We start from the raw sequence: 21,850 nt of genomic DNA, 5'->3' as shown, positions 1-21,850 counted from the left end.
GTTGACTCGATAGCGAAGTAGATCACGCAACGCAATCGCGCGTGGTTTGAAATTTCAGGCACCAGAGCGAACACGCCAGCCACCCGTGAAACAATCACGGCCTTCGGCGGTTGACATTCCAGCAAAAGCGATTTGATTAGCCCAAGTGGCGGGGGCTACATTGCATTGCTCGACGATTGTCGACACACAAGGGAACCAATATGAGTGTTACAGAAGACCAAGTTGATTACGCGTCTCTAGCCACGCACATTGTGTCCGCTTACGTAAGCAACAACCCAATTCCGACCGCTGAGCTGCCTTCGCTGATCGCGTCCGTGCACTCGTCGCTGCAGGGGGTCGGGACGCCTGCGAAGACGAAGCCGGTTGTCGAGAAGCCGGAGCCGGCGGTTCCGGTCCGGAAGTCGATCACCCCGGAGAACATCATCTGCCTGCTCGACGGCAAGCGGTTCAAGTCGCTCAAGCGGCACCTTCGCAGCAAGTACGACCTGTCGCCTGAGCAGTACCGGGCGATGTTCGATCTGCCTGCGGACTATCCGATGGTCGCGCCGAATTACGCGGCTGAGCGATCGGCCCTAGCGAAGAAGATCGGCCTGGGCAGGCAGGCTGGCGCAAGGCGCGGAAGCGCCGCGGTTTGAAGCGGTAGGCAAAAAGAGAGCCGGACCCGAAGGGCCGGCTCTCTTCGTTTCAGAGCCCCAGAAACGACAGGATGCGCTGGCGCACGAGCGGCCTCTGAAGATTCAAGACCGGAACGGGTAAGGCGTTCGCGATGCGGATCGCCTGCCCAGTGCCGCCGGTCGGGCCGCCATCCTTCGTCCAGCAGAGCACGAACCGGACAGGGCTGGAGAGCGTCTGCCCCAGGACCTGCGGGACGTTCCGGGTGTGGAGCTTCTGAGCGCCCTGGCTGCAGCGTTCCCACGCCGGATGAAAATGGCGGGCGATCAAGAGAGCTCGTCCCGCGATGTCGATCGGGTCGGCGTTCGCGCCGTCGAAATCGAGGAGCCTCGTCGGGTCGAAGTTCGGCGCCTGTCGAGCGGCGGAAGCCGCGATCGCAGCGTCAGAGACCGGGGCGGGATAGAACGGGCTCTTCGAGCCGTTGAAGCCCTTCCACGGCAGAAAGATTTCCTTGCCCGCCGCCGGGATCTCAGCTTCGCAGGCGAGGTCTGCGCCGCCGGCGCCACCAGAGCGAAGCGTGAAGCCGCGCTTATATGCGGCCGCCGAAATTCGGGTCATGTCGTGGCAGACATCCGGAGGGGTCTCGCGAGACCCGATCCCGGAAAACGCGGCGTATTCGCCGGCGGCAAGCGAAAACAGAACGTCGAGGTTAGCGACAGCGGCGAGCGACATTCTCAAATCTCCCTGAGGGGTTATCGGCCAAAGGCCATGCCTGTTGTCCCCAAGGCAATTCAAAGCGGGTCGCTCGGTGAGCGGCCGGTCAATTAAGCCTTAGATGAGTCTGTTGCTGAAGTAGGTCGATTGGTGTGGCCCTGGCTTATTCAAGCCGGAGCGGGGTTGCTAGCGCGGTCGCAGCGAAGGTCGACCGATCTATTCCTTCATGGCTACCGAGGGGTTTTCCGGTCTCGGCAAATGAAAGGGAGCCTGGCGAAGCCAGACTCCCTTCTTGTCCGATCAGGCGGCGATCGGAGCGGCCTTCGCGGCCGGCAGGTCGATCAGGACGAACGACTGCAGCGCGGTGACACCGTTCGCCTCGTCGGCCTGGCGGCGGTCCTGGTAGCCGCTGACCTTCGCGGTCTGGCCGACGACGATCGCATCCTTCATCGCGGCGTAGTGGCGACCGAAGGCCTGGCCGAAGATCGAAATCGTGCTGCCGGCCTTCGCGCCCGACTTGACGACCGTGTCGGCGCGGAAGTTGGCGAAGGCATTGCCCTTCTTGTCGGTGCCGACGTTGACCGAGGTGAAGGTGAGCGTGCGGGTATACATCTTGTTCTTGCGGGCGGGCTGGGTCGTCATGATCGGGTCCATTTCTCGGGATTGAAGCGCTGGCGCCTTCGTTGAATTCACCCTTCCAACAACCGTCATTCTTGGGATTGATGTCAGAGTGTGAGCACTCCTCACGAGATCGACTTCCGATCGGTCCTTTCATCTGGGGGCTCCAGGACGGAGCAAAAAAAAGGCCCGGCAGAGCCGGGCCATCTGAGCATCTAATGGGGGAGGCGGTTGCCTCCATCGTCGTCGAAGGGGTCGCGGAGGCTGTCGGGGATGCGCGCGGTGCGCTGGTTCGCAACGCAGTGGAAGCACGAAACATCGATGGCAATGAGTGCGATGAAGACCGGCACCGCAACCCACGCCTCGATCTCGCGGTTGAGCACCATTGAGACGATCAGCGTCGTGATCGATCCGATCGTCACGCTCGAAAGCACAAGATATCGGTCGACCTGCGGCGATCCTGTCGAAAGAAAGCGGCGATCCTTTCGGTCCATCGTGCGGAAAAAGCGCTGCATATAGAGGAAGCAACCTCCATAGCGGAGGGCCACCCATATGAGCGTTCCCTGCAGAAGGGCAGCAGCCGCGAAAACCTCAAAAGGTTGAGATGAGGGCATGGAATAATCCGAATTGCGCCGCCGAAAATGGCGGCTCGAAAATAGCGATATTATGCAGCGTCGTTTTCGAAATAATCGATATTCTTATGTCTCGATTGCCACGGTTCTTGGGTGAAGTAAATCAGCCCCAGCGCGGGGCGGCCCGGCCCGGGCACCGGATCAAAGCCGGTCCTGGCCTTAGTCGCCCGCCGCGTGTCGAAGGCATATTCGTCGTCGATGCGGTAGATGATCCGCCCGCCGACACCGCTGCGATTATACGCAAAGCACGCCTCGACCCGTCGGCTTTCGAGCTCATATCGAGCGTGCGTATGGTGATGGAGCAGTTCGATCCCGATCGGATCGCGTGTCGAGTAAGCGTAGGTTCGATCCCGGCTCGAGAGAGCAGTGGCAGAAGGCACGAAGTCCGGCCGTAGCCGAACGATCCACTCGCGCTCTTGCCGACCCGTCACAGGGTCAGGATTGGCGAGGGCTGGGTCCAGACTCCAGGAGCTCACGACGTCGAAGGCAGTGGGGTCGATTTCGACCACGTTTCCCTCATCGCCGGTGAAATACTCGGCGATCGAACGCGTAGCGGTGAACGAAAGGACGCTCGTTCCAGCCACTGTCTGCAGCGGGGTTTCGAGGAGACGAGCGCGGCGCGCGACGTGCGTTCGGCAGAAATGAAAGTTCCAGGGCTCGTCGTCTCGTCGAGCGAGGCCGCTTGGAAGCGTAATATCTCTGTCGCGCAGGCCACGGAAAAGCACCTTCGGGACCTTGACCATACCGAGCCGGCATTTTGCCCGGTTGCGCCGCTCCCACAGAACGAAGCCGAAAACGGCTTTGAACAAGCGGCGTCGCCCGTCGTCATCGAGAGTCGATGCAATCGAGCCGCCTATCCGAATGAGCTTACGGTCCTTCGCTAGGCTGCGCACATCGCCCGGCGAGAGGGCGTCGACGAAGAGAAGCGACCCGATGGCGCGCGTCTGGGCTGTCGTATCTGTGAACACGTGCCCTTCGGCGGCGGCCGATGCTTCGATCTGGCCGAGGATGCCAATGGGGCTTTGCGAAGGGCTTTCGCGCCAGCGGCGAAGCGCGGCCGGCACATGTCGGGTGAAGAAATTGGGGTCTAGGTCGAACCGCTCGATCAGTTCGCCGTCGGTGATAGGAGCGAGTTCATCGTCTGCAGGGATGCTCGCTAGGGCGCTACCCCAGCTGGCAGGATAGCTGATGAGCACGTCGTCGGGTGGCCCGGCGTATGTCCGGGCGGGGCGCGATAGCGGGTTGTCCGCGCTGCCTCCGAAGATCGGGTGAAAAACCATCTGGGCGTTCGTCGTTCAAGCGCGGCGAGAAAAGCGCTCCTTCGGCGTCACCCGCTTTGCGGGGACGTCGTGGGCGCGGCTGAAAATGTGGTTCTGCAGGAACTCGAGCTCCGCTGGATACTCCGCCGCGGGGATCTCTTTCCACCATGTCTTGGGAATGCCGCGGGTGCCGTCCGACCAGTCGTATTGGCGGGCCTTGAGCATTTCCTTTTTGTCGAAGGGGGCCCCGATGGCGAAGAGCTTGAAGCTGTCCGAAAGGCCGGTCGCCAGCAGCTGGGCAAGGGCGGGCATGCCTGTCCCCTTCAGCTCTCGCGACAGGATCGCAATGCCGGCTGCGCAGTCGTTTGCTGCTCGATGGCTGCCGAAGACGAAGCCGTGAGCGAGCGCGAGGTTGGAGAGCTTGGTGCTGTCGTGGCCGTGCTTGCGCCATGGGACCTGGCTCTGAGAGCAAGCCCAGGCGATTTCGGCGAACCGAGGATGCAGGCCTTCGCAGAAGGTGCGGTCGAAGCGTGACACATGAGCGATGACCAGCTCGACGCCGTTCAGAAGAGTTTCGAACAGGGCCGGATCAAACCGGTGGCCGCGCACCATCTCGTTGGTGACGCCGGTCAGTTCAACAACCTCGTCCGGAATGGGCTTGGTTGGCTCGTTGAACCAGGAGATCGGTTGCTCAACGGAGAGGATGTAACCGTCCGTGGTGGCGGTGAAAGGGATGGCGGCAAATTCGAAGACCTCGTCGGTGTCATGATCGAGACCTGTCGCTTCGACGTCGACGTAGCAGCCGCGAAACGTGTCCGCACCGATCGTGCTCAGCGGAATTTCGGGAAGCGGGATCCGGTTGGGATGAAGGCGTTTGAAGACAGCGTAGTTGCCAGTGGCTTCGAGCGCGGAAATGATTGCGGCAATTTCGGACGGCGTGCGGTCGCTCATTTCTTCTGTCTTTTCCTCAGGCCGCCCGCTGGTACGAAAGGCTGTCGATAAGCGCATTCGCACGGGCGAGAACATCATGGGCGACTTTATTCGTTGTCGCATCGGAGTGGAACATCAGTCCGACCGCTTTGCGGACACGGGAGATGTCTGCGGGGTCGGAGACGGGGAGGGCTTTGATCACCGCTGAGACATGCGCCCAGAGTTCTTCCGAAGCGCGACTGTCGGCAAGAGGCGCCTCAACTCGCGCAGTGCTGCGGGCAGGCTCCTTGAGATCGGGAACCACATTCGAGCTGACGAAGTCGAACGCCACCTTCGCGTTCATGACGAAAATCCCAAATCGAAGCGGCGCGACGCGCGGGACGATGCGGGTGTTTTCCGGCGTCGACGATACCCAGCCGGGATACTCGCGGCCGTCGTGGGCAATTGCACGGATTTTCCGGTACCGGCTTTGGTCTGAACGGGTGACGACACTTCCAGCGAGAATTCTGAGGCACACGTCGACGGCATAGCCCGGGAAATTCCGGACACGCACAGTCACCAGATGAGTGAGATCATTTGTGTGGTTCATGAGGGATGGGCCTGGCCTTGTTCCGGTTAGAGCCGGCCGGACAGCCGGAGAACCATGACGATCTGCAGAGCGGCCGCGAATGCCAGCATGGCGTGAGAAGCGGCGGCCTCCCAATATTTGATAACGTAGCGCATGATTTTTCCGGGGTTTATGGCAATATGATTGCGACGTTTAAGGAACGTGATCTGACGATTTAAATCTTGTTCTGCCTCTCCATTTGTGGCAAACGGTGATAATATTCACTGTATTTATTCGGATTGCGAAAATGGAAGCAAATAAGAGCAAAGCGCTTGAGTCTGCATTGCAGCAGATCGAACGATCCTTCGGCAAGGGCGCTGTTATGCGCATGGGGTCCAAGCAGGTCGTGGAGGTGGAGACGATTTCGACGGGCTCCCTTGGGCTCGACGTCGGTCTTGGTGTCGGCGGCCTTCCCAAGGGCCGCATCGTCGAGATCTATGGGCCGGAATCGTCCGGTAAGACGACGCTCGCTCTTCACACGATTGCGGAGGCGCAGAAGAAAGGCGGCTCCTGTGCCTTCATCGACGCAGAGCATGCTCTGGACCCCATCTATGCGCGCAAGCTGGGCGTGAACCTGAATGATCTGCTGATCGCGCAGCCCGATCATGGCGAACAGGCGCTCGAAATTGCCGACACGCTGGTCCGCAGCGGCTCGATCGATGTGGTCGTGATCGACTCGGTTGCCGCGCTGACGCCCCGAGCGGAGATCGAAGGTGAGATGGGAGACGTGCAGCCTGGGCTTCAGGCGCGGCTCATGAGCCAGGCGCTGCGCAAACTCACGGCTTCGATCTCGCGCACCAACACCCTCGTGATCTTCATCAACCAGATCCGGATGAAGATTGGCGTGATGTACGGCTCGCCGGAAACGACCACCGGCGGAAACGCTCTGAAATTCTATGCCTCGGTGCGCCTCGACATTCGCCGCACGTCGACGCTGAAGGACAAGGACGATCCGATCGGCAACCAGGTTCGAGTGAAGGTCGTGAAGAACAAGGTCGCGCCGCCGTTCAAGCAGGTCGAATTCGACATCATGTTCGGCGAGGGCATTTCGAAGGTGGGGGAGTTGGTCGACCTCGGCGTGAAGGCAGGCGTCGTTGAGAAGTCGGGCGCTTGGTTCTCCTACGACAGCACGCGCCTCGGCCAGGGCAGGGAGAACGCGAAGACGTTCCTGAAGGAAAACCGGGATATCGCCTCGCAAATCGAGGCGAAGATCCGAGGGAATGCGGCGCCTCTTGCGGCCGCGCTCGAAGGCGGCTCGGAAGCCGAGGCGGAGTGACGCCGATGGCAGATGTCAGCCGCCTTGGCCTTGAGATCGAAACCGCTCTCAAGGCGCACCCGCTCATTCGGCCTCATGGGCCGGGCAAGCTCTACCTTCAGGCTTATGTGACGAACGGTGGCTTCGTCGTGGCTGCAGAGAGGGTGACGGTGAACCATATCAACCTCTGGACGCCGCCTGATTATCGCGTCTGGAAAGAAGCGCTCGCGATCGGGGCTTCAATCGAGGTGCGTGATCCATTCGACAAGCCCGACCCAGAGAAGTACGGCCGGCTCTCGAGCCTCGAGCACATCAACGAGCTCGCGTACCTGACGCTCTTTTGCATCCCGGTGACCTCATCGGCCGATGCGATCAAGGTGCTGGCTCCGCTGCTGAAGCGCATCTGAGCCGGGGCGAAATTCAACAATGGCCGGGCAGACTGCCCGGCCATTTTCGTTTGGGCCCGCTGATTACGCGACCCGTCTCGGGCGGCGTTTTTTCTCGTCGGCGTTCATGACTGCTTTCGTGAGCGCGACGTGCGAAGCGGCGCAGACCTGAAAGAGTGCAACCATCTCGGCCGTTTGCTCTTCCGGCTGAATGGCGCGCTGGTGAAGGCGGCCATTGCCATCGCGCTCGATGACCCAGACGAGGCTGTTGCTCCAGCCTGGACCCGAGGCATTCTCTGCGTATGCGCAGACGATATTACGCACGTCGTCCATCGTCGTTCTCCAGTTTGGCGCGACCCCATGCTGCTACGCCATGTGTACTCGCGATTTTGATCCCGATCCAAGCGCCTGTCCGCGCTTTGGCAAGGGCCTCGATGTCCAAGACGACATCAACGGAGCGATGAGCCGCGTCCGAGTGGCCTGTCGAGTAGGAGGCAAGTTCGGATCGCGGGACCACGTAGAGGCCGGGCGGCTGGTTGGCCCAGCTGATGGAGAGGCAAACCGCATCGGCGATGCGGTTTGTCGGGTTCAGGGATTCGAACGCGATCATCGGCGCCCCTCAATGGACGCCGCCGGCGGACGGCCGGGCGTAGATCTCGAGGTCGAAGGCCGCGAGCTCGCGAAGAACCATCGGTTCGACGATGGCCCAGTCCAGTCCGCCGTTGCCGCAGCCCGGGGGAGGGATGGCGATCGAGCGCACGCCAGCCGCGCCGGCAGCCTTCGCGAGGTCACGAAGAGCTGGCTCGATCCATTCGAGCTTGGAAGGATCGCGCCAGTGATCCTTGGTCGCCATGGCTGCCCAGTGGACCTGGCGGCCGGCGACCTCGTGAAGCTGAAACAGGGTGGTGCTGCCAGGTCGAATGACGCGTCGGCGGCAGGCCGACTGGTAGGGCTGCATGATCGCAGGAAACGCCTTCTTGAAGGCGAGGGCGACGCCGGCGCCCATCACCGAGACGCAGTTGACGGTGTTGACGAGGCAGTCGGCGGTGGAGCGCGTGATATCGCGGCCGGGAAGGTAGGTCGTGCTAGGCATGCGCGGCATCCATGGGGTTTGTGATCAAGACGAAGGCGAGATCCATCTGAGCCTGTGTGATTCCGACCGTCGGGTCCGGTTGGACGTGGCGGGCGGCCTGGCTTTTGAGAACGGGCATGTCGTCGAGGATGACGTACCGATCGATCTTGTTCGCTTGGACGTGCTGCGCGATCTCAAGGCCGCGTGCTGAGACGTCGTCGTCGCAATCGACGTCCAGGGGCGTGGCCCAGTCGTCGAAGAGGTAGGTTGGACCGAGCCCGGCTGCAGCGAGGGCATCCCGGCAATCATGGGACACCCGCCAAGTCGATGAAATTACGACACGGGCGCCGGTTCGGTCGCACAGTGCCTTCACCATGGCGACCTTGTCGGGGCAGAGAAAATTTCGGTGAGCGGCGTCCGCCTGCTTGCGCGTGACAACGACGCCATCGAAATCCAAGAACAGAATTGGCCCGTGCATCGCGCGGCTCCTCGGGGTTCGAACTAGAAAATCACCCGGAAGAACGCTTCCCAATCCACTCGCTCGGCCGTTTGTGGGCGATGATCACCGCCAGCCGCAAATAGGGCTCATCGCGCAAATAGCTTTCGACCTGGGCGTCTTTCACTGGCGCTTTGAGCACCTTCCCCGCGGCATTTCGCGCGGCAATTCCAGATGGCTCTGCCAGCAATCTCTTGGCCGCGCGCACGGAAGGCCCGGCGGCAAGCTTTGTCATGGCGAGCTTGAGCGCTGACGTGCAGGCGTAGCGGCTCATGCCGCATTTTCTCGCGATTTCCAGAATTGATGAGTACCCAGCAGAATTCCCGACCCGGGCCCCAACTCCATGCCTGTCGCGAACTATCTCACCATAGGGGTGCGTCAGCCGTTCGATACACCATTTCAACGCCTCGATCGGCGGCATCAGGTCGGCCGAACTGTAGACAAGGTAATCCCGAGTGGGAGGCTTTTGGGAGCTGATCGCCTTCACGTCTTCGACGAATTGGCTGATCGCAGCGTCGATGGTCTGAGCTTTCGCTTTTCCAATCGATCTGGTCCGCTGCAGCACCTGCTGAAACCCCCACCGGTCATCCAAGATCGCCTGCAAGCGATACGAAGAGAGTTCAGGGGAAGCCTGAACGACGCGGGCGAGCGACGGTGGCAGGATTGCCTCCAGCAGAAGGCCGGAGACGGTTATGCCGGCGATCGCTTCCGGTAGCCGATATGGGGTTTCGTCGGTCGGCACACTGATAACCTGGCGCTCGACGAAGGAGGCGAGCACCAGGTCCAACTCGATCAGGCTGGAAGATCCGAAGACAGGAACCGACAGCAAGCGCTGCCGGACAGCCTCTCGATCTGAGACGTAGTCATCGACCGTGATCTGGGCAAACACCAGACGCGATGCGACGCGTCGCTTTAGGCGAGCGGTCCCCTGGCTCTTCAGGACGACGTCTAGCAGCGTTGCGCTGTGGATTGGCGCCACCGCGGGGGAACTCCCCGCGGGGGATAATTCTGTTGTAGGCATGCAATATCGCCCGCGCAAAATGAGCGTGAAATACGGATCTGAATATGCGCGGAATGTAGCACATCTTTCGTAGCTGGCGAATTTTATTACTCTTAAAATTGCGCCAGATTATATCGCGAATTTCTTAGCGCGAATTTCTTGAGCGGCGATGCCTTGCTTCATCGAAATAGTCCGTGTTTCGACGACTGAGGTGGTTTTGCATCACGGCTCTCCGCGGCGTATCACGGTCAGCGTTGGCACGCGCCGTATGATGTGCCGGCGGGCTCCCTCGGCACTCTTGAGTGCCGATCGAAGTTTCGCCTTCGTATTTGGACACTCGCGCGGCAACTCTTTGATCGCGGCCTTGACCAACTCAATGGTGCGGGTGACGCGCTCGACATCCGCCGGCGCGGCGGGCTTGAGAAGTCGGGGCATGGTGTTCTCTCGGTTGGTGGGATCAAGCAGCCCGACGCATCGGCACGCTTTCGCGCGCGTTCCGGCGGCGGTTGGTCTCGGTCTTGATGTGGCGCCCTGAACGGATGAGTTCGCGGAGAGCCGCGCCCCAGGGACGGATCTTCTTCGGCTTCTCGCTCATCTGGGACGCGATGACGACGTTTGCGAAAACCATTGCCCGAGCAGCGTCGGGGCAAACGGAGTTGCCGATCATGCGCGTCTGCGACGTCTTTGTGAGGCGCTTCCCGTTGAACTTGGGGTCCAGCACATAGTGCTCTCGGAACCCCTGTCCGCGGGCGAGCTCTCGAGGCGAGAGCATTCGCAGGCCGATGTCCACGATCACGTAGCCACGGACAACCACGATTTCGCCGCCGTCCCAGCAGTCGAAAGCGCGAAGGAAGGCGGCCACTTCGCGAGCCTTCTCGTACTGCTCCGGCGTCAGCGAGTGGGTGGCATGACTGTCGACCAGGCCGAACCGCCCCTTGGTGGTCACGGTATGCAGCGGATCTTCGATCGCGCCGGTCTGATCGGTGCCGTAGTAGGTGACGATCGAGGCCGAGCGCTGCAGGTCCGCAGCGACCTCGCCGATGTGGTTTCCGCCGGCGCATGCGGCCGGCATCGGGGCATCAACGGGGGCCGCGCGCTGGTCGCTGCCCTTCATGTTGATGATGTGCGAGGAGACCACCCCGTGTCGGGTCGCACCTGCCATGACGGTGTGAAGAGGTTCGTCGAGAGCGGTACCGACGCTGTTTTCCTGGAACTTCACGATGTGCCGGGCCTCGGCATTGTCCGCTTCAGCCTGCACCAAGGTTGTGACGACCGGCGTCTGGGTGCAGCCCTTGCCGACGATCGTCGACAGTGGCTTTCGCGCATCGTGGCCGACCTCGCCGGTGTTCTGCTGGGCGATGAAGCCCACGGCCGCCTCTGGCGCGTGCGCGAGTTCGGCTGCGATCACACCGGTCTTGCCGCCGCCTCCGCAGGTCGTGGTTCCGATCGGCTCATCGGCCGAGGATCCGACCGAGCCGCCGAAATGTCGGATGACGGCGTTCGCATGGAGCGTCTCGTTCGTGGGAACGAGCTCGGCCATAGCAAGGGAGCCCTGGTTGCCATCAGGAACGATTGTGGGGGCAGGGCGATTGATGGCGACGGTCCGCGGCTCCTGACCGGGCCGTTCGCCATAGCGCGGCACGAGATAGGGCACCGCGAGGCCGTGACGGTTCTCGGTGGTCTGGGTTCGCAGGGGCTCGTCGAGCGAGGCTGTCCGTGGCTGTCCGCCGGGCTTCGTCGAATAGTACGTCGCCAGATAAGGGGCGATGATGGCGTTGTAATCCTTACTGGAGGCGGTAACCGTGTGAAGCGGGGCCTCCGGCGAGCGGACTGCGCCACCCTGCTGCGAATAGGTGATGACGGGTGCGACTGCGTCGACCATCGCGACAGCGTGAGTGTTTGAAGCGGTTGCCGTCCCGAGGGGTTCGTCCATCGGGTATTCGCGCTTTCCGCCGGAGTCCCCGTGCGCGACGCTGATGAGCGTCGATGCGCGGGCGGTCTCGGAATCGACCTGGACGATCTCTGGTGCGACGACGCCCATGGGGATGCCGCAACCGGCGCGCTTGTCGAAGCTGTTGGCGGTGACCGTCGGAAGCGGGTCGTGGATGCTGGCCCCGACGGCGTTCTTGCGGAATTTCGTCATGAAGGGTGCGAGCTCGGGCGTGACCAAAGCCTTCTCGCCCCGGTTCGCCGCGGTGATCGTCTTGAGCGGGTCGCTCAGGGCTTCATTGCGATCCCCACCCTGGTGCGTGAGCGAGGTGATAAAGGGCTGCTCGGCATCGATCACGTAGCGCTTCACGCCCTTGGCGATGCGGGCCAGCGTGGCATCCTCGAGCGGGCGCTTAACTGTGAGCCCGGTGTCGTCGCGGTACTTCTGAGCGCGATCCCGGTCCATGAAGATTGAAGGGCAGGCCTTCTGCCAGTCGATGATGTCGGCCGCGGTGCGGTACGGCAGCAACTCACCCGCGAGCACGCGTGGATCGTCCGCGGGGGCGTGTGTTCTCTCCGGCCACACGATAGGCTTGTCGTCGCATCGGGCGACGAGGAAGAGCCGTTCGCGGATGGTGGGGGCGCCGTAGTCGCAGGCCTTGAGCATGCGATAGTCGACCTGGTAGCCCTGACGCTCGAGCTTCGAGACCCAGTCGGCAAACGTCTGGCCTTTGCGCCTCGGGCATGGCTGCCCCTTGAGCGTGAGCGGCCCCCATTCGGCGAACTCCGCGACGTTCTCGAGGAGGATCAGCTTGGGTCGAACGACCTTGGCCCAATGGACCACAACCCATGCTAAGTCCCTGATATTCTTGGCTCTTGGCTTGCCGCCGGCGGCCCGGCTATGGCTCTTACAATCAGGGCTTGCCCACAGCAGGCCAACACACGCACCGCGTGTAACCTCGAGGGGTTTGACCTTCCAGATGTCGTGCGTGAGGTGCACGGTATCGGGGTGGTTGGCCTCATGCATGCAGAGGGCTTCGCTATCGTGGTTGATAGCGAAGTGAGGGGAGCGGCCGAGCGCTTCCTCGATGCCGGTCGATGCACCACCACCGCCAGCGAAGCTGTCGACGATCAGGCCACCGAGAATATGGTCGAGATATTCAGGAGTGAGAAAATCGTGGTTTCGATAGTGATACATTTAAAGGGGTTTCCGAAGAGGGTCTTACGGGCCCACCTCGGATAATCGGGAATAAAAAAAGCCCCGGCGTTACGCCGAGGCTTTGAAGGCACTGCTCTTTCGGGCATTTTTCAGCACGATCGTTTGCACGAGAGTTTCGATCTCGGCTGCGGTGTCGATCGCGCGACCATGGATGACGTGGTCGAATTGGCGGTCTTCGATGCACGGAGCGCCAGGCATGGAAAGATCCTGGGAACTCTCGAGGTTAGATAGGATGGTGGTCGCCGGGGTCTTCGCAGCGATGGATCCGATATCGACGACTTTCCCGCTCGTGCCGATGACAAGGAGGATGTCTTTGGCCGTCAGCTTGCTGAGCAGCTTCCACATCCGCTTGTAGTGCGGCGCGTTCTCGCCGAACAGCACCACGTCTGGCTTCACGCCCTTGATCGAGGCGCAATGAGGGCATCGGCCGTCTTCTGCGTCCCAGTCGTCGTGCCCGATCGACCAGGGCTCACAGCCCTGCGCGGTGCACATGATGTGCGTGAGGCGTCCGTGCACGTGCAGGATGTCTGGGCTGGTTAGATGCGCTGCGGCGCGATCATGGAGATCATCGACGTTCTGCGTGATCAACGTCGTGTCGAAGGCGCCCTGGAGGCGCGCCACCATCGCGTGGGCGGCATTCGGCTGAACGGTGCGAAGCTCGGCCCGGCGCGAGTTGTAGAATTCATGGACAGCGAGCCGATGCTGCTTCCAAACGCGGAAATTGCAGATGCGCTCAAGGCGCTCGTCGGCCCAAAGTCCATCCGCCCCGCGATAGGTCTGCAATCCGGAATCCGCGCTAATTCCGGCGCCGGTAAATACGATGATTTTTGTCATTGAAATATCGGCTTTAAAATTCAGGGCTCTGTTGTATCGCATTTCCGAGCCGGATGCGATTTCCGAAATCGCCAGCATTACGGCTGGCGGGTCGCTGAGGGCATAGATCCATGCCGATCCGATTGACTGCGTGGATCCCAATCAGGTTTTGTCGAACGGAACGGTGAGGGCTCTGATGATGTCTCGCGCGCGGTTGGGACCAATTCCCCACACGGCGCGGAGCTCCTCCTCGGTTGCGCCCGCGACAGCCCGCGCTGATCCGAAATGGGCGAGAAGGCGCTTGGCTGTCAGGGCGGAGACGCCGGGCAGTCCCTCGATGAAGAATTGTGCCGCGCCGGCGTAATTGTTGACGGGCGCCGCGCCTCGCAGGCCGAGGTCGTAACCGAGACCAAAAACTCGGTGTCGGACCAGCTTCGCGATCATATAGGCGCTGTGGTGAAGCGATAGCGTTGGAACGATCGCGATCCGCTGGATCACTGCGAGGTACGAGAGAGTCCCGGTGATGCTGGGGAGCTCCGTCCGCCTCTGGGCGTAAATGTCGCCCTCAAGGATCAAAACCGACGGAACGCCGGATTGGCTCATTGCGTCGGTCTGCTTGAAGAGGCGTTTGCTATCTTCGGTCAGCGAGGTGACAAAATCGGTCACGGTTTTTCGCTCGATAATGAGCTTGTCGGTGATGACGTAGTCACCGATTTCGAGAGCTGCTTCCTCGATGTGCAGGTTTTTGATCGCCGCCAGCTTTTCCTTCATCTCGTCTGGCTCTCGGTGATCGACCATGAGCATGACGGGTTCAGGGATCGGATGTGTCATTGCGTTCGCGTCGAGTGCCTCGGCGTCGGCCGCGGTCCATGGCTTCGATACCGCCGGTGGAACGAAGTTCGGCTTCGCGGCGGGTTTCCGCGCTGACGATTGCTTCGCGAGGGCTTCAAGAGCGACCCAGGTCAGGTCCGGGAGGTTGAAAGCCTCTTTGATGGCGAGCTCGACGTCATCGGCTGTCAAATCGGCGGCGGTGATCTTGATCCCTCGGCGACCGTTTTCGAGGAACACTTTGGCGGTCGTCGGAAGGCCGTTCACGTATATGCGCGCGTAGCCGTTTCCGGCCTCCCAGTGGTTCAGCGTGATCACCATCCACCCCTCGGAGCGTGCCCGGTAAAGGCGATATTGCCCTATGGGCACGCAGTCGCCAAGGACTAGAAGCGGGAGTGATTGACTGGCTCGTGGATGCCGAAAACGCCGCCTCGACGCTTGCCCAGTGCGTTCTCGAGGTCGATGAATGGCAGAATGATTTCGATCGGCACATAGTAGCCGATGTGGGTGTAACCGCAGGCGGTATCATGCCCGACCAGCACGCCCGCCAGGTGACCGTTGACGTCACAGACGGGAGCGCCGAAGTCGCAGCGCCCGGGGTAGTCGAAGCAGCAATCGACGACGATGCTGCTGTGCTGGCTATAGAGCGGGTCAGACCCGCCCCGGAACGGAGAGTGGCTGACGGGTCGGTTGGTGTAGCCAGAAGCGACACGAGCAGCGCGGGCGGTGGAAACCGTCTGATCGGCGAATACGCCGTCGGCGAACCCCATGCGCCAGACGGTCGTGTTGGGACGAGCTTCCATGGCGCCCATGGCTGCGATGGGGGGCGTCGGAATGTTTTCGATCGACGGGAGGTCGAGTGTCAGGATGCAAACCGGGCTGATCGCGCAGTCATAGACCGATTTCACGGGGATGAGGTCGGTAGGCCCTGCGCCGCCGTAGAAGATGAGCGAGACGTAGAGATCGGAGAACGGCCCGTGCGGATTGCCGCGCTGGTTTCTGATCCCGGCGTCGCTTGTGACAGCAAGGCGGCCGCGGCCGATATTGGTTGCCAGGCAAACGAACTCCGGCTTGCCTTCGTCAGACCAGCGCCAGATGGACGCAAAAGCGGCCTTCAGCCCATCGACGACGGCATCGGGTGGGCTGGGGTTACGGCTTGTCATGGGGCTGTTCCTTGTCGACCCATTGGCGCAGCGCACGGCGCATGAATCCGATTGTGTCGTTGATTACGGTGATCTCCACCGTCGGCGTTATGCCGCCCAAGCGGATGAACTCCGGGAGAAATGCTCTCATTACGGACAGGTAGATGCGCCCACCCACGAGGGCGACGTCCTCGAACGGGCTGTCACCGAACCTCGACATGCTGGTGATGTTGACTGCGGCGCTGTCGCCAAACGTGTCTGGGTCTCGCGGTCTTGGGGGACGCGGCCATCTCGTGTTGACCCCGCCGGCGATCATCCTTGCGGCGAGCCCCGGAGTGAGACGCAGGTTGTAATCTTCGATTGGGGTGGCGGCGTCTCCGAAGCCGTACCGAGCGGAAAGGTAGGCCACGGTCGTTTTTGATCGTGTCGGATCGACCGTGCGAAGGGTTTGCCAGAGCGGACCGTCGTATCGATCGAAGGCTGGCATCCAACCGGGATCAGGCTTCTTCCTGCTTGAGCATCCAAGGATCAGGAGGCGTCGTTTCATGGGGTTCCTCCGCTGCACTTTATGCGGCGAAACGAAGGGATTCCTTTTTCAGCCTGCCTACCGTGTCGTTGAAATATCTCGGGCTAACCTCGACGCCGATCGAGTTCCGCCCCGCCTTCATTGCCGCCAGCGCTGTGGTGCCCGAGCCAACGAAGGGGTCGAGCACCGTGTCGCCTGCGAAGGAGAGCATGCGGATTAGGCGGTAGGGGATCTCGACGGGGAAGGGGGCTGGATGGTTTCCGGCGCGCGCTCCTGGGACGTCATCCCAGATGGGGCGAAACCACTGCCTGTGCTCGTCTTTGGAAATCGCTGAAGCATCCCGCTGGGCGGGCGTTGGTTTGCGATAGGGGCCGGGCTTTTTCAGCAGCAGGATGTGTTCGAGTTCGCTCTTGATGACCTGGTTCGGCTGGCCTGGCTTTCCGAGCACGCCGCCGGCGCCTTGCTCATAGGAGCAGTTGGCGATCTTCTGCCAGAGAACGCCTGTCAGAGCGTCGAATCCGAGTGACCGGCCTCGAACGATAATGTCAGCGTGCAGCGGCAGCACGTGATGACGGCCGGCAGCTTTGCGAGATCGCAGGACGTCTCCGACATTGCAGGCGAGCCGCCCTCCTGGCGCAAGGACGCGGAAGCATTCAGCCCAGACGGCGTCGAGGTGCGAGAGGAAGGTCTCGTAGCTTTCAAAGCGTGCGAGCTGCCCGTCGTCAGCGCCGTAGTCGACGAGATCGAAGTATGGGGCCGACGTGACGATCAGCGGGACGGATCCATCGTCGATCCAGGAGAGATCCTGGCTGTTTCCGCACACGAGCGTGTGGACCGTCGGCATGCCGACCGAAATGTCCAACGTCGCTGCGCGGGGGAGGCCACTCGACGGGTCGACGAGGACCTGGACGTGGACCGCTGCTTTCGCTGCACGTAGGCCGTCATGACCCTCATCGGTCAGGCGCCACATGCCGTCGCGATCTGGGGCGATGTACCCCATGGCGACACCCTTTTGCCGGGCGAAGCGAACGTGGCGACGCCAGACGTTCGTGGATGCGCCAGAGGCGTCGATTGACACCTCATCGAGGACGTCTACCGGCAAATCAAACCGTTGGCCCAGAGCTTCTCCCGCATCCTTCGCCTTTAGCGAGCCACCCTGGTCGCGAATGAGGTCTAGGAGCGGGAATACGAGCTGCGCCTGAGAGGGCTTCGAAGCGGATGCGGGGCGCATCACCGGCTCAGGATTTTGGCGACGGCTTCCTTCTCGTCCTTGTGAACGAGGCGAAGCTCCTTGGCCAACTGGAGAAGCGGGACGAGGTCGATGTGGATGCCATCCTGTTTGGGATTCATCCGGTTCTTCGCAAGGGCGATGATGGTCTGGCGGGTTGCCAGGTAGTCGGCGAATGTGGCCGCGGTCGAAAGCCACCATTCGCTTTCATTGTGGTAGATGCCGAAATAGTTCTCGGCCGAGTTCGGGTCGGTGGGAAGCGAGCCGTCATCGTCGGTGAGGAGAACGTGCCAGTCCTTGCCCTCCTCGCGCATCAGCGCCAGGCATCCGCCTCCGGTGTGATGCACGGCGAAGGAGTTTGCCTTTGCGAATTCCGTGACCGTCGGCGTCATGGAGTCGTTTTGCGCGTCGAGCCAGCTGAAGAACCGCTCGGCTCGAGCCTCATTTGCGGCGACCCGCGCGAGATAGAAGCCTTCCCTGACGGTCTTGGAGATCCATGGCAGGATCGACTGATCCACGAGTGCCCCGGCAACCGGTGCATTGATCGGATTGAGGTCGTTTCGGAGTATCCCAGCCGGGATATCGGCCGTCGTCATCTGCTCGACCGCCTCGAGGAGCGTCGCGACGTGTTGCGGCGTCATCCCCGAAAGGACGATATCGGAGGTCGCCGATGCGTTCTCGGCGTCGTCGTAGAGAACGGCATCGCCGTTATACGAGTGTGATCGAGCAAGGCAGACCCGCAGGGGCAAAGCCATCGCATCCCACGGCACAGAGATCGCGACAGGAAACGCGTCGGGAACTGGCTGCAGGAGAACACCGAGCATGCGCACTGTTTCTGCATCGAGGCCGACGGCGCCTTCGGCCGCTGTCTTCTCGAGCGCCAGGATATCAACCTGAAGCGCGCTCAGCGCGGAAAGGGAATGCAATTTCAGAATTAGCGTCATTATTCACAGTCCCGATTTTGAAATTTGGTGCGCGTAAATGCGGATCTGAGTGGCCTGGCAGAAATCCCAATCGATATTTTCTGCCAGCGTTGAATTTTGGGACGCGCCTTCAACCTCTACCAGGATCGAGTCGAGCATTTTCAGAACTTCGGGACCGGCAATCCTGCCTGCCTTGATCGCGATCAGCTCGTCGGCGGAGGCGAGGGGGAATGTGATCTCGGATGTCGTGAGAAGCTCGAGTGCCTCTCGCCCCACGCGAATTGCGTGCGATAGGGCTCGAAAGTCGTACCCACCGCTGTGGCTCGCAGCAAGGGAGCGGCGCCCGTACTTTCGAAGGGCGCCCTCGGCGATATCCTGCAGTTGCGCCATTTTCTCTGTCACAGCTGCGAGGCGATCGCAGACTGAGATGTGAAGGAGATCGGACGTTTGGCCAGAATGGCGACGCGTCCACGTCACGGCTGCATTGCCTTCCAAAAGTCGCTGAAGGTCCTGCGTGCAGTCGGAAATGCGCGCCTGCAGCCCCAAAGGGTGTGAGTTGGCGCAGGTTTGGATGGCATTGAGGAGGTGGGTCAGGCTTTCGACGCGTGACGCGCGAACACCATATCGGGTGGCCTGCGACTGGCAGTATCCGACGAAGCCGGAGCACTTCCTGTCGATGAGGCGCTTGCGCACATCGGGCGACCTGATGTAGTCCCAATCGGGACTTGTTTCCTCAATGCTGGCGGTCGGCGCGAAGAGCATCTCGATCGCGTTCATATCGCCGTCTTTCAGCATTCCGAAGAATTTTGCCAAGGACAGCGAGTCGTGATCGACGTCGGTGTTTGTATTGGCCCGCGGCGTCCCAGACCAATAGCCGGTCTTCTCGTCAGCCGAGGTTGCTTTGGTGCCGAAGTGTAAGACGTCTTCAGGCCGACCGAGCAGAATGCTGCGCGCGGAAGGCACGTGAATGGACTTGTAGTCCATATCCGAAGAAGGCGTTTTCGTACCGTAGAGGTGAGAGCCGAACTGAATTTTTGCGAGATTTCTAGGCATGATTTGGCCCACGATTGGCCCCTCTGCATTCTGATGGGGTTTCACGCATCTAATTTATCAGCGCGGCCTTTGGTGGGCGTAAGAAGCCTCATACGGCGGAGCCTCGCGGGTATAAGCTGCGAGATCTTGGAGCAACATTCGAGCGCTTACGTTTATCGAATGCCGGCTATCCTTCATGGGATGCCAAAGCGTGTGATGGGCGTGGCCCAGGCTCACATGGATGGTGGCGATTTAATGCGAATATGTGTTTCTGTTGACCAAGGATTTCGCGCTTAAGGCGCTAAAGTCGCGGCCCGGAAATTAAACTGGGATAATTTATTTGGGCGCAGATTATGAACGCCACGGCATGTTGTTGTGGCCGAATGCCTCTCGATAGGCGCTGGTTTCGGCTCTCAGAATTCGGTTCCCCGCGATCCACATGCTCATTGCCGGGATGGTTTACGGAAACTGAACCGAAAACACCGGTAAAATTTAATTCATCCTTGTGGCGATCGAAGTGTCATCGGAGTTTCACCGAGCCCCATGACAATGATCGACGGGTGCAACCTCACATTGCGGGCCGATGCGCGTTTTTCTCCAAGTGAACGCGGCATGGCAATTTGGAGTGTGCGTACGTATTCGCTAGTTCGCAGCCAGCGAATTCCTTAGTCACTAGCGCGCAAGGAGCCGCTCGGGTGGCGGGCCGGTTGCAGTAATAGCGGCTTTGAGATGGCTCTCCCTAGGTCAATTCGGATTGATAAGGAGTGATGGCCTGCGTGGTTGCTGATAGGTGCGACGAATTTGTCTGTCTCGCGCTACTAGCTTTTGTCAGGGGTTTGCCGCTTAGGTGTCCTCGGCAAGCGAGGATGCTTGCGGATCGAGAACGAGGTAGCCTTAAATGCTGACGCCGTGTTTCGACCGTCTAGAAGAGACGGTCGACCAGACAACCTCCGCCCTTCTGGCGCGGGATCTGGGTAGGATCGACGCCCTGGATAAGCGCAAATCGCAGAATATCGAGGCGCTTTTTGGGCAAATGAACCGGATGTCGGCCGCCGGCATCGTGCTCGACGAGGCCGAGCAGGCGCGGTTTTCCGCCATTCTCGGCAAGATGGAAGTCAACCTCGCGCTGATCTGCGAGCATATGGCCGAGACGGCGCAGGTCGCCGACGAGGTTGCGGCTGCCACCAGCTGGGCCGACCTGGAGCACTTTACGATGGAGGCCCCCGAGCTTCTCGCTGTGGCGTGAACGAGCCTGCTTAGACCGTATTTTATTCCATTTTTTCGATGATACGGGCTTGTCGCTCGATGAAGACAAGCCCATCAATTATAATTGAAAATGCTGCTTAAAGTCGGGCCTGTCGTCGAAGCGCAGGCTTGAACCCATGACGTAGCTTAGCATGGGTTCGGAGGCGATGAATTTTCGCCCCAGCTCCATAGCCACCTTTCCGGTCGTGTTCGATCCCGCCATTGGGTCGTACACGACATTGCCTGGCTCGGTGGTCAGGCAAATGATCCGCCGCGGCAGCTCCTCGGGGTAGCGAGCCGGATGGGCCTCAATGCCGTTTTCACGGCAACGCTTCGAGTAAGCGTCTGATCCCGAAGCGCCGCCGGCGATGATAAGGTTGCCCGGTATCGGGCCTGTGTCCCGGCGGGCGAAGGCGTCAGGGTTGATGTCATAGCCCGATGGACGCACTTCTTTCCCGCGCTGCTTGTCATTGGCCAACTGTGCCGCCGATCGCTTTGCATATTCGCCTCGGGGCATCCGATCGACATCCCAATTCGGGTGCGGCGTCTTCGAGAACAGCAAAACCTGCTCGACGGTGTTCTTCGGCCGGATCCGGCTTTTCGCGCACCAGTTGATGTTGCCTAGCTTTGTCGGCGAATGCCAGAAATGTCGGCCCTGGAGGTGAAGGCCAACGTCGTCGACGGTCGTCAGCACGAAGCGGTCGATATAGGGGCTGATAGCTGGTGTCCCGGGAACGAAGCAGTCCATGAGGTTGACCGCGAGCGTTCCGTCGTCTGCCAGGAGGTCGCTCCAGAGCGCGGTGAGGCGCCGCATCCAGGACAGCCACTCTGGCACGCCCATCTTCCCATATTTGCGAGAGATGGTGGGGTAGGGCGGGCTCATCATGATGAGCGAGATGGAGCCCTTCTCGATGGCTGCGGCGGCGTCCTCTGCGTGGCCCCACAGAGCCATCCCGTCGTCGAGGGAGTAGATGAGCACGACGCTACCCCGACGTGCTCGCATGAGCTTGTCGTAGGCAGGGTCTGCCAGCTCCCAGATCCCGCGCTCGGCGTTGGTGATCAGGCCTTGCATGACGGCCGTTTGGCGCGTCCAGCGAACCTGCTGCTCAAAGACACGGTAGGATTGGCCGTCGTCGCAGGTCCGGGAGGCTGCGAGGGCGTCCTCGGAGAGTCCCATGCGCTGGGCGAGCCGTTCGTAGATCTCGCCCGGCCGCGCCTTGCCGCCGCAACGCTCGAGCTCCTCGAGCAGCGGGAGTTGAAGAAGTCCCTGCAGCGACGCCTTGGGCGTATGCCTGCGAGCGTCGCGTTCTGAGGTCTGGCCGCGTTCGAGGCGCTTCTGCCGCGCCTTCGCGGCAGAATGGGAAAGAGGGGGCATTGTGGCTCC

At 61.1% G+C, this 21,850-nt stretch carries 25 protein-coding genes; 4 read left to right on the top strand and 21 right to left on the bottom strand.

Annotated features, from left to right (window positions below; genetic code table 11):
- Nucleotides 1-200: 200 nt before the first annotated feature.
- Nucleotides 201-635, top strand: a complete 435-nt coding sequence (locus tag ACFPN9_RS20370; RefSeq protein WP_068077831.1) for a Ros/MucR family transcriptional regulator — start codon at nt 201-203, stop codon at nt 633-635.
- A gap of 49 nt (nt 636-684) precedes the next feature.
- Here ACFPN9_RS20370 and ACFPN9_RS20365 read toward each other — a convergent pair whose 3' ends face one another.
- From ACFPN9_RS20365 to ACFPN9_RS20340, 6 genes are all read right to left on the bottom strand, one after another.
- Nucleotides 685-1,344, bottom strand: coding sequence for a hypothetical protein (locus tag ACFPN9_RS20365; protein WP_377817518.1), 660 nt, complete (start codon nt 1,342-1,344; stop codon nt 685-687).
- Nucleotides 1,345-1,626: 282 nt separating this feature from the next.
- Nucleotides 1,627-1,968, bottom strand: a complete 342-nt coding sequence (locus tag ACFPN9_RS20360; RefSeq protein ID WP_377817517.1) for a hypothetical protein — start codon at nt 1,966-1,968, stop codon at nt 1,627-1,629.
- 191 nt (nt 1,969-2,159) lie between these two features.
- Nucleotides 2,160-2,558 carry a hypothetical protein gene (locus ACFPN9_RS20355; protein WP_156460953.1) on the bottom strand — a complete coding sequence of 133 codons (399 nt, stop codon included), beginning with the start codon at nt 2,556-2,558 and terminating at the stop codon, nt 2,160-2,162.
- Nucleotides 2,559-2,608: 50 nt separating this feature from the next.
- On the bottom strand, nt 2,609-3,856 hold the full coding sequence (locus ACFPN9_RS20350) for a hypothetical protein (protein ID WP_377817516.1): 1,248 nt from the start codon (nt 3,854-3,856) through the stop codon (nt 2,609-2,611).
- Between the two features lie 15 nt (nt 3,857-3,871).
- On the bottom strand, nt 3,872-4,786 hold the full coding sequence (locus ACFPN9_RS20345) for a 3'-5' exonuclease (RefSeq protein WP_068203801.1): 915 nt from the start codon (nt 4,784-4,786) through the stop codon (nt 3,872-3,874).
- 16 nt (nt 4,787-4,802) lie between these two features.
- Complete coding sequence (locus ACFPN9_RS20340) at nt 4,803-5,354, bottom strand: hypothetical protein (RefSeq protein WP_156460952.1); 552 nt, start codon at nt 5,352-5,354, stop codon at nt 4,803-4,805.
- A gap of 265 nt (nt 5,355-5,619) precedes the next feature.
- On the opposite strand from ACFPN9_RS20340, the gene recA reads away from it, so the two are divergent.
- Together recA and ACFPN9_RS20330 are read left to right on the top strand one after the other, a co-directional pair.
- A complete protein-coding gene (recA, locus tag ACFPN9_RS20335; RefSeq protein ID WP_068203798.1) occupies nt 5,620-6,648 on the top strand; it encodes a recombinase RecA in 1,029 nt (342 codons plus the stop codon).
- A 5-nt stretch (nt 6,649-6,653) separates the two neighbouring features.
- The gene (locus tag ACFPN9_RS20330; RefSeq protein WP_377817515.1) at nt 6,654-7,034 is read left to right on the top strand and encodes a hypothetical protein; all 381 of its coding nucleotides are present in this window, start codon (nt 6,654-6,656) and stop codon (nt 7,032-7,034) included.
- A gap of 63 nt (nt 7,035-7,097) precedes the next feature.
- Here the strand turns inward: ACFPN9_RS20330 and ACFPN9_RS20325 are convergent, their stop codons facing one another.
- From ACFPN9_RS20325 to ACFPN9_RS20260, 14 genes are all read right to left on the bottom strand, one after another.
- A complete protein-coding gene (locus ACFPN9_RS20325) occupies nt 7,098-7,346 on the bottom strand; it encodes a hypothetical protein (RefSeq protein WP_068203795.1) in 249 nt (82 codons plus the stop codon).
- Entirely contained in the window at nt 7,330-7,623 is a 294-nt protein-coding gene (locus ACFPN9_RS20320; protein ID WP_156460951.1) for a hypothetical protein, read from the bottom strand. The genes ACFPN9_RS20325 and ACFPN9_RS20320 overlap by 17 nt, the downstream gene beginning before the upstream one ends.
- Before the next feature lie 9 nt (nt 7,624-7,632).
- Nucleotides 7,633-8,106, bottom strand: a complete 474-nt coding sequence (locus ACFPN9_RS20315) for a macro domain-containing protein (RefSeq protein WP_377817514.1) — start codon at nt 8,104-8,106, stop codon at nt 7,633-7,635.
- Entirely contained in the window at nt 8,099-8,563 is a 465-nt protein-coding gene (locus tag ACFPN9_RS20310) for an HAD domain-containing protein (RefSeq protein WP_377817513.1), read from the bottom strand. Before ACFPN9_RS20310 ends, ACFPN9_RS20315 begins: the two co-directional genes overlap by 8 nt.
- Nucleotides 8,564-8,594: 31 nt before the next feature.
- The gene (locus tag ACFPN9_RS20305) at nt 8,595-9,470 is read right to left on the bottom strand and encodes a hypothetical protein (protein WP_156450021.1); all 876 of its coding nucleotides are present in this window, start codon (nt 9,468-9,470) and stop codon (nt 8,595-8,597) included.
- Between the two features lie 333 nt (nt 9,471-9,803).
- Complete coding sequence (locus ACFPN9_RS20300; RefSeq protein ID WP_156450022.1) at nt 9,804-10,016, bottom strand: hypothetical protein; 213 nt, start codon at nt 10,014-10,016, stop codon at nt 9,804-9,806.
- A 22-nt stretch (nt 10,017-10,038) separates the two neighbouring features.
- Nucleotides 10,039-12,708: a DNA cytosine methyltransferase gene (locus ACFPN9_RS20295; RefSeq protein WP_377817512.1), complete on the bottom strand. Its 2,670-nt coding sequence runs from the start codon at nt 12,706-12,708 to the stop codon at nt 10,039-10,041.
- 69 nt (nt 12,709-12,777) lie between these two features.
- Nucleotides 12,778-13,563: an SIR2 family NAD-dependent protein deacylase gene (locus tag ACFPN9_RS20290; protein WP_377817511.1), complete on the bottom strand. Its 786-nt coding sequence runs from the start codon at nt 13,561-13,563 to the stop codon at nt 12,778-12,780.
- Nucleotides 13,564-13,704: 141 nt separating this feature from the next.
- Entirely contained in the window at nt 13,705-14,691 is a 987-nt protein-coding gene (locus ACFPN9_RS20285) for an ERCC4 domain-containing protein (protein ID WP_377817510.1), read from the bottom strand.
- A gap of 62 nt (nt 14,692-14,753) precedes the next feature.
- A complete protein-coding gene (locus ACFPN9_RS20280; protein WP_377817509.1) occupies nt 14,754-15,533 on the bottom strand; it encodes a hypothetical protein in 780 nt (259 codons plus the stop codon).
- Entirely contained in the window at nt 15,520-16,059 is a 540-nt protein-coding gene (locus ACFPN9_RS20275) for a hypothetical protein (protein WP_377817508.1), read from the bottom strand. The genes ACFPN9_RS20280 and ACFPN9_RS20275 overlap by 14 nt, the downstream gene beginning before the upstream one ends.
- 19 nt (nt 16,060-16,078) lie before the next feature.
- The gene (locus ACFPN9_RS20270) at nt 16,079-17,269 is read right to left on the bottom strand and encodes a DNA methyltransferase (protein ID WP_377817507.1); all 1,191 of its coding nucleotides are present in this window, start codon (nt 17,267-17,269) and stop codon (nt 16,079-16,081) included.
- Entirely contained in the window at nt 17,269-18,210 is a 942-nt protein-coding gene (locus tag ACFPN9_RS20265) for a hypothetical protein (protein WP_377817506.1), read from the bottom strand. The genes ACFPN9_RS20270 and ACFPN9_RS20265 overlap by 1 nt, the downstream gene beginning before the upstream one ends.
- A gap of 3 nt (nt 18,211-18,213) precedes the next feature.
- Nucleotides 18,214-19,287, bottom strand: a complete 1,074-nt coding sequence (locus ACFPN9_RS20260) for a DNA polymerase beta superfamily protein (RefSeq protein ID WP_377817505.1) — start codon at nt 19,285-19,287, stop codon at nt 18,214-18,216.
- An 832-nt stretch (nt 19,288-20,119) separates the two neighbouring features.
- Between ACFPN9_RS20260 and ACFPN9_RS20255 the strand changes: the two genes are divergently transcribed.
- Nucleotides 20,120-20,467 carry a hypothetical protein gene (locus ACFPN9_RS20255; RefSeq protein WP_068079051.1) on the top strand — a complete coding sequence of 116 codons (348 nt, stop codon included), beginning with the start codon at nt 20,120-20,122 and terminating at the stop codon, nt 20,465-20,467.
- Nucleotides 20,468-20,545: 78 nt separating this feature from the next.
- Here the strand turns inward: ACFPN9_RS20255 and ACFPN9_RS20250 are convergent, their stop codons facing one another.
- On the bottom strand, nt 20,546-21,841 hold the full coding sequence (locus ACFPN9_RS20250; protein ID WP_377817504.1) for a DNA methyltransferase: 1,296 nt from the start codon (nt 21,839-21,841) through the stop codon (nt 20,546-20,548).
- Between the last annotated feature and the right edge of the window lie 9 nt (nt 21,842-21,850).

The organism is Allobosea massiliensis (assembly GCF_042655245.1).
Classification (GTDB): Bacteria; Pseudomonadota; Alphaproteobacteria; order Rhizobiales; family Beijerinckiaceae; genus Allobosea; species Allobosea massiliensis.
Note: the sequence above shows the minus strand (reverse complement) of the source record. Positions and strands in the feature narration are given on the sequence as shown.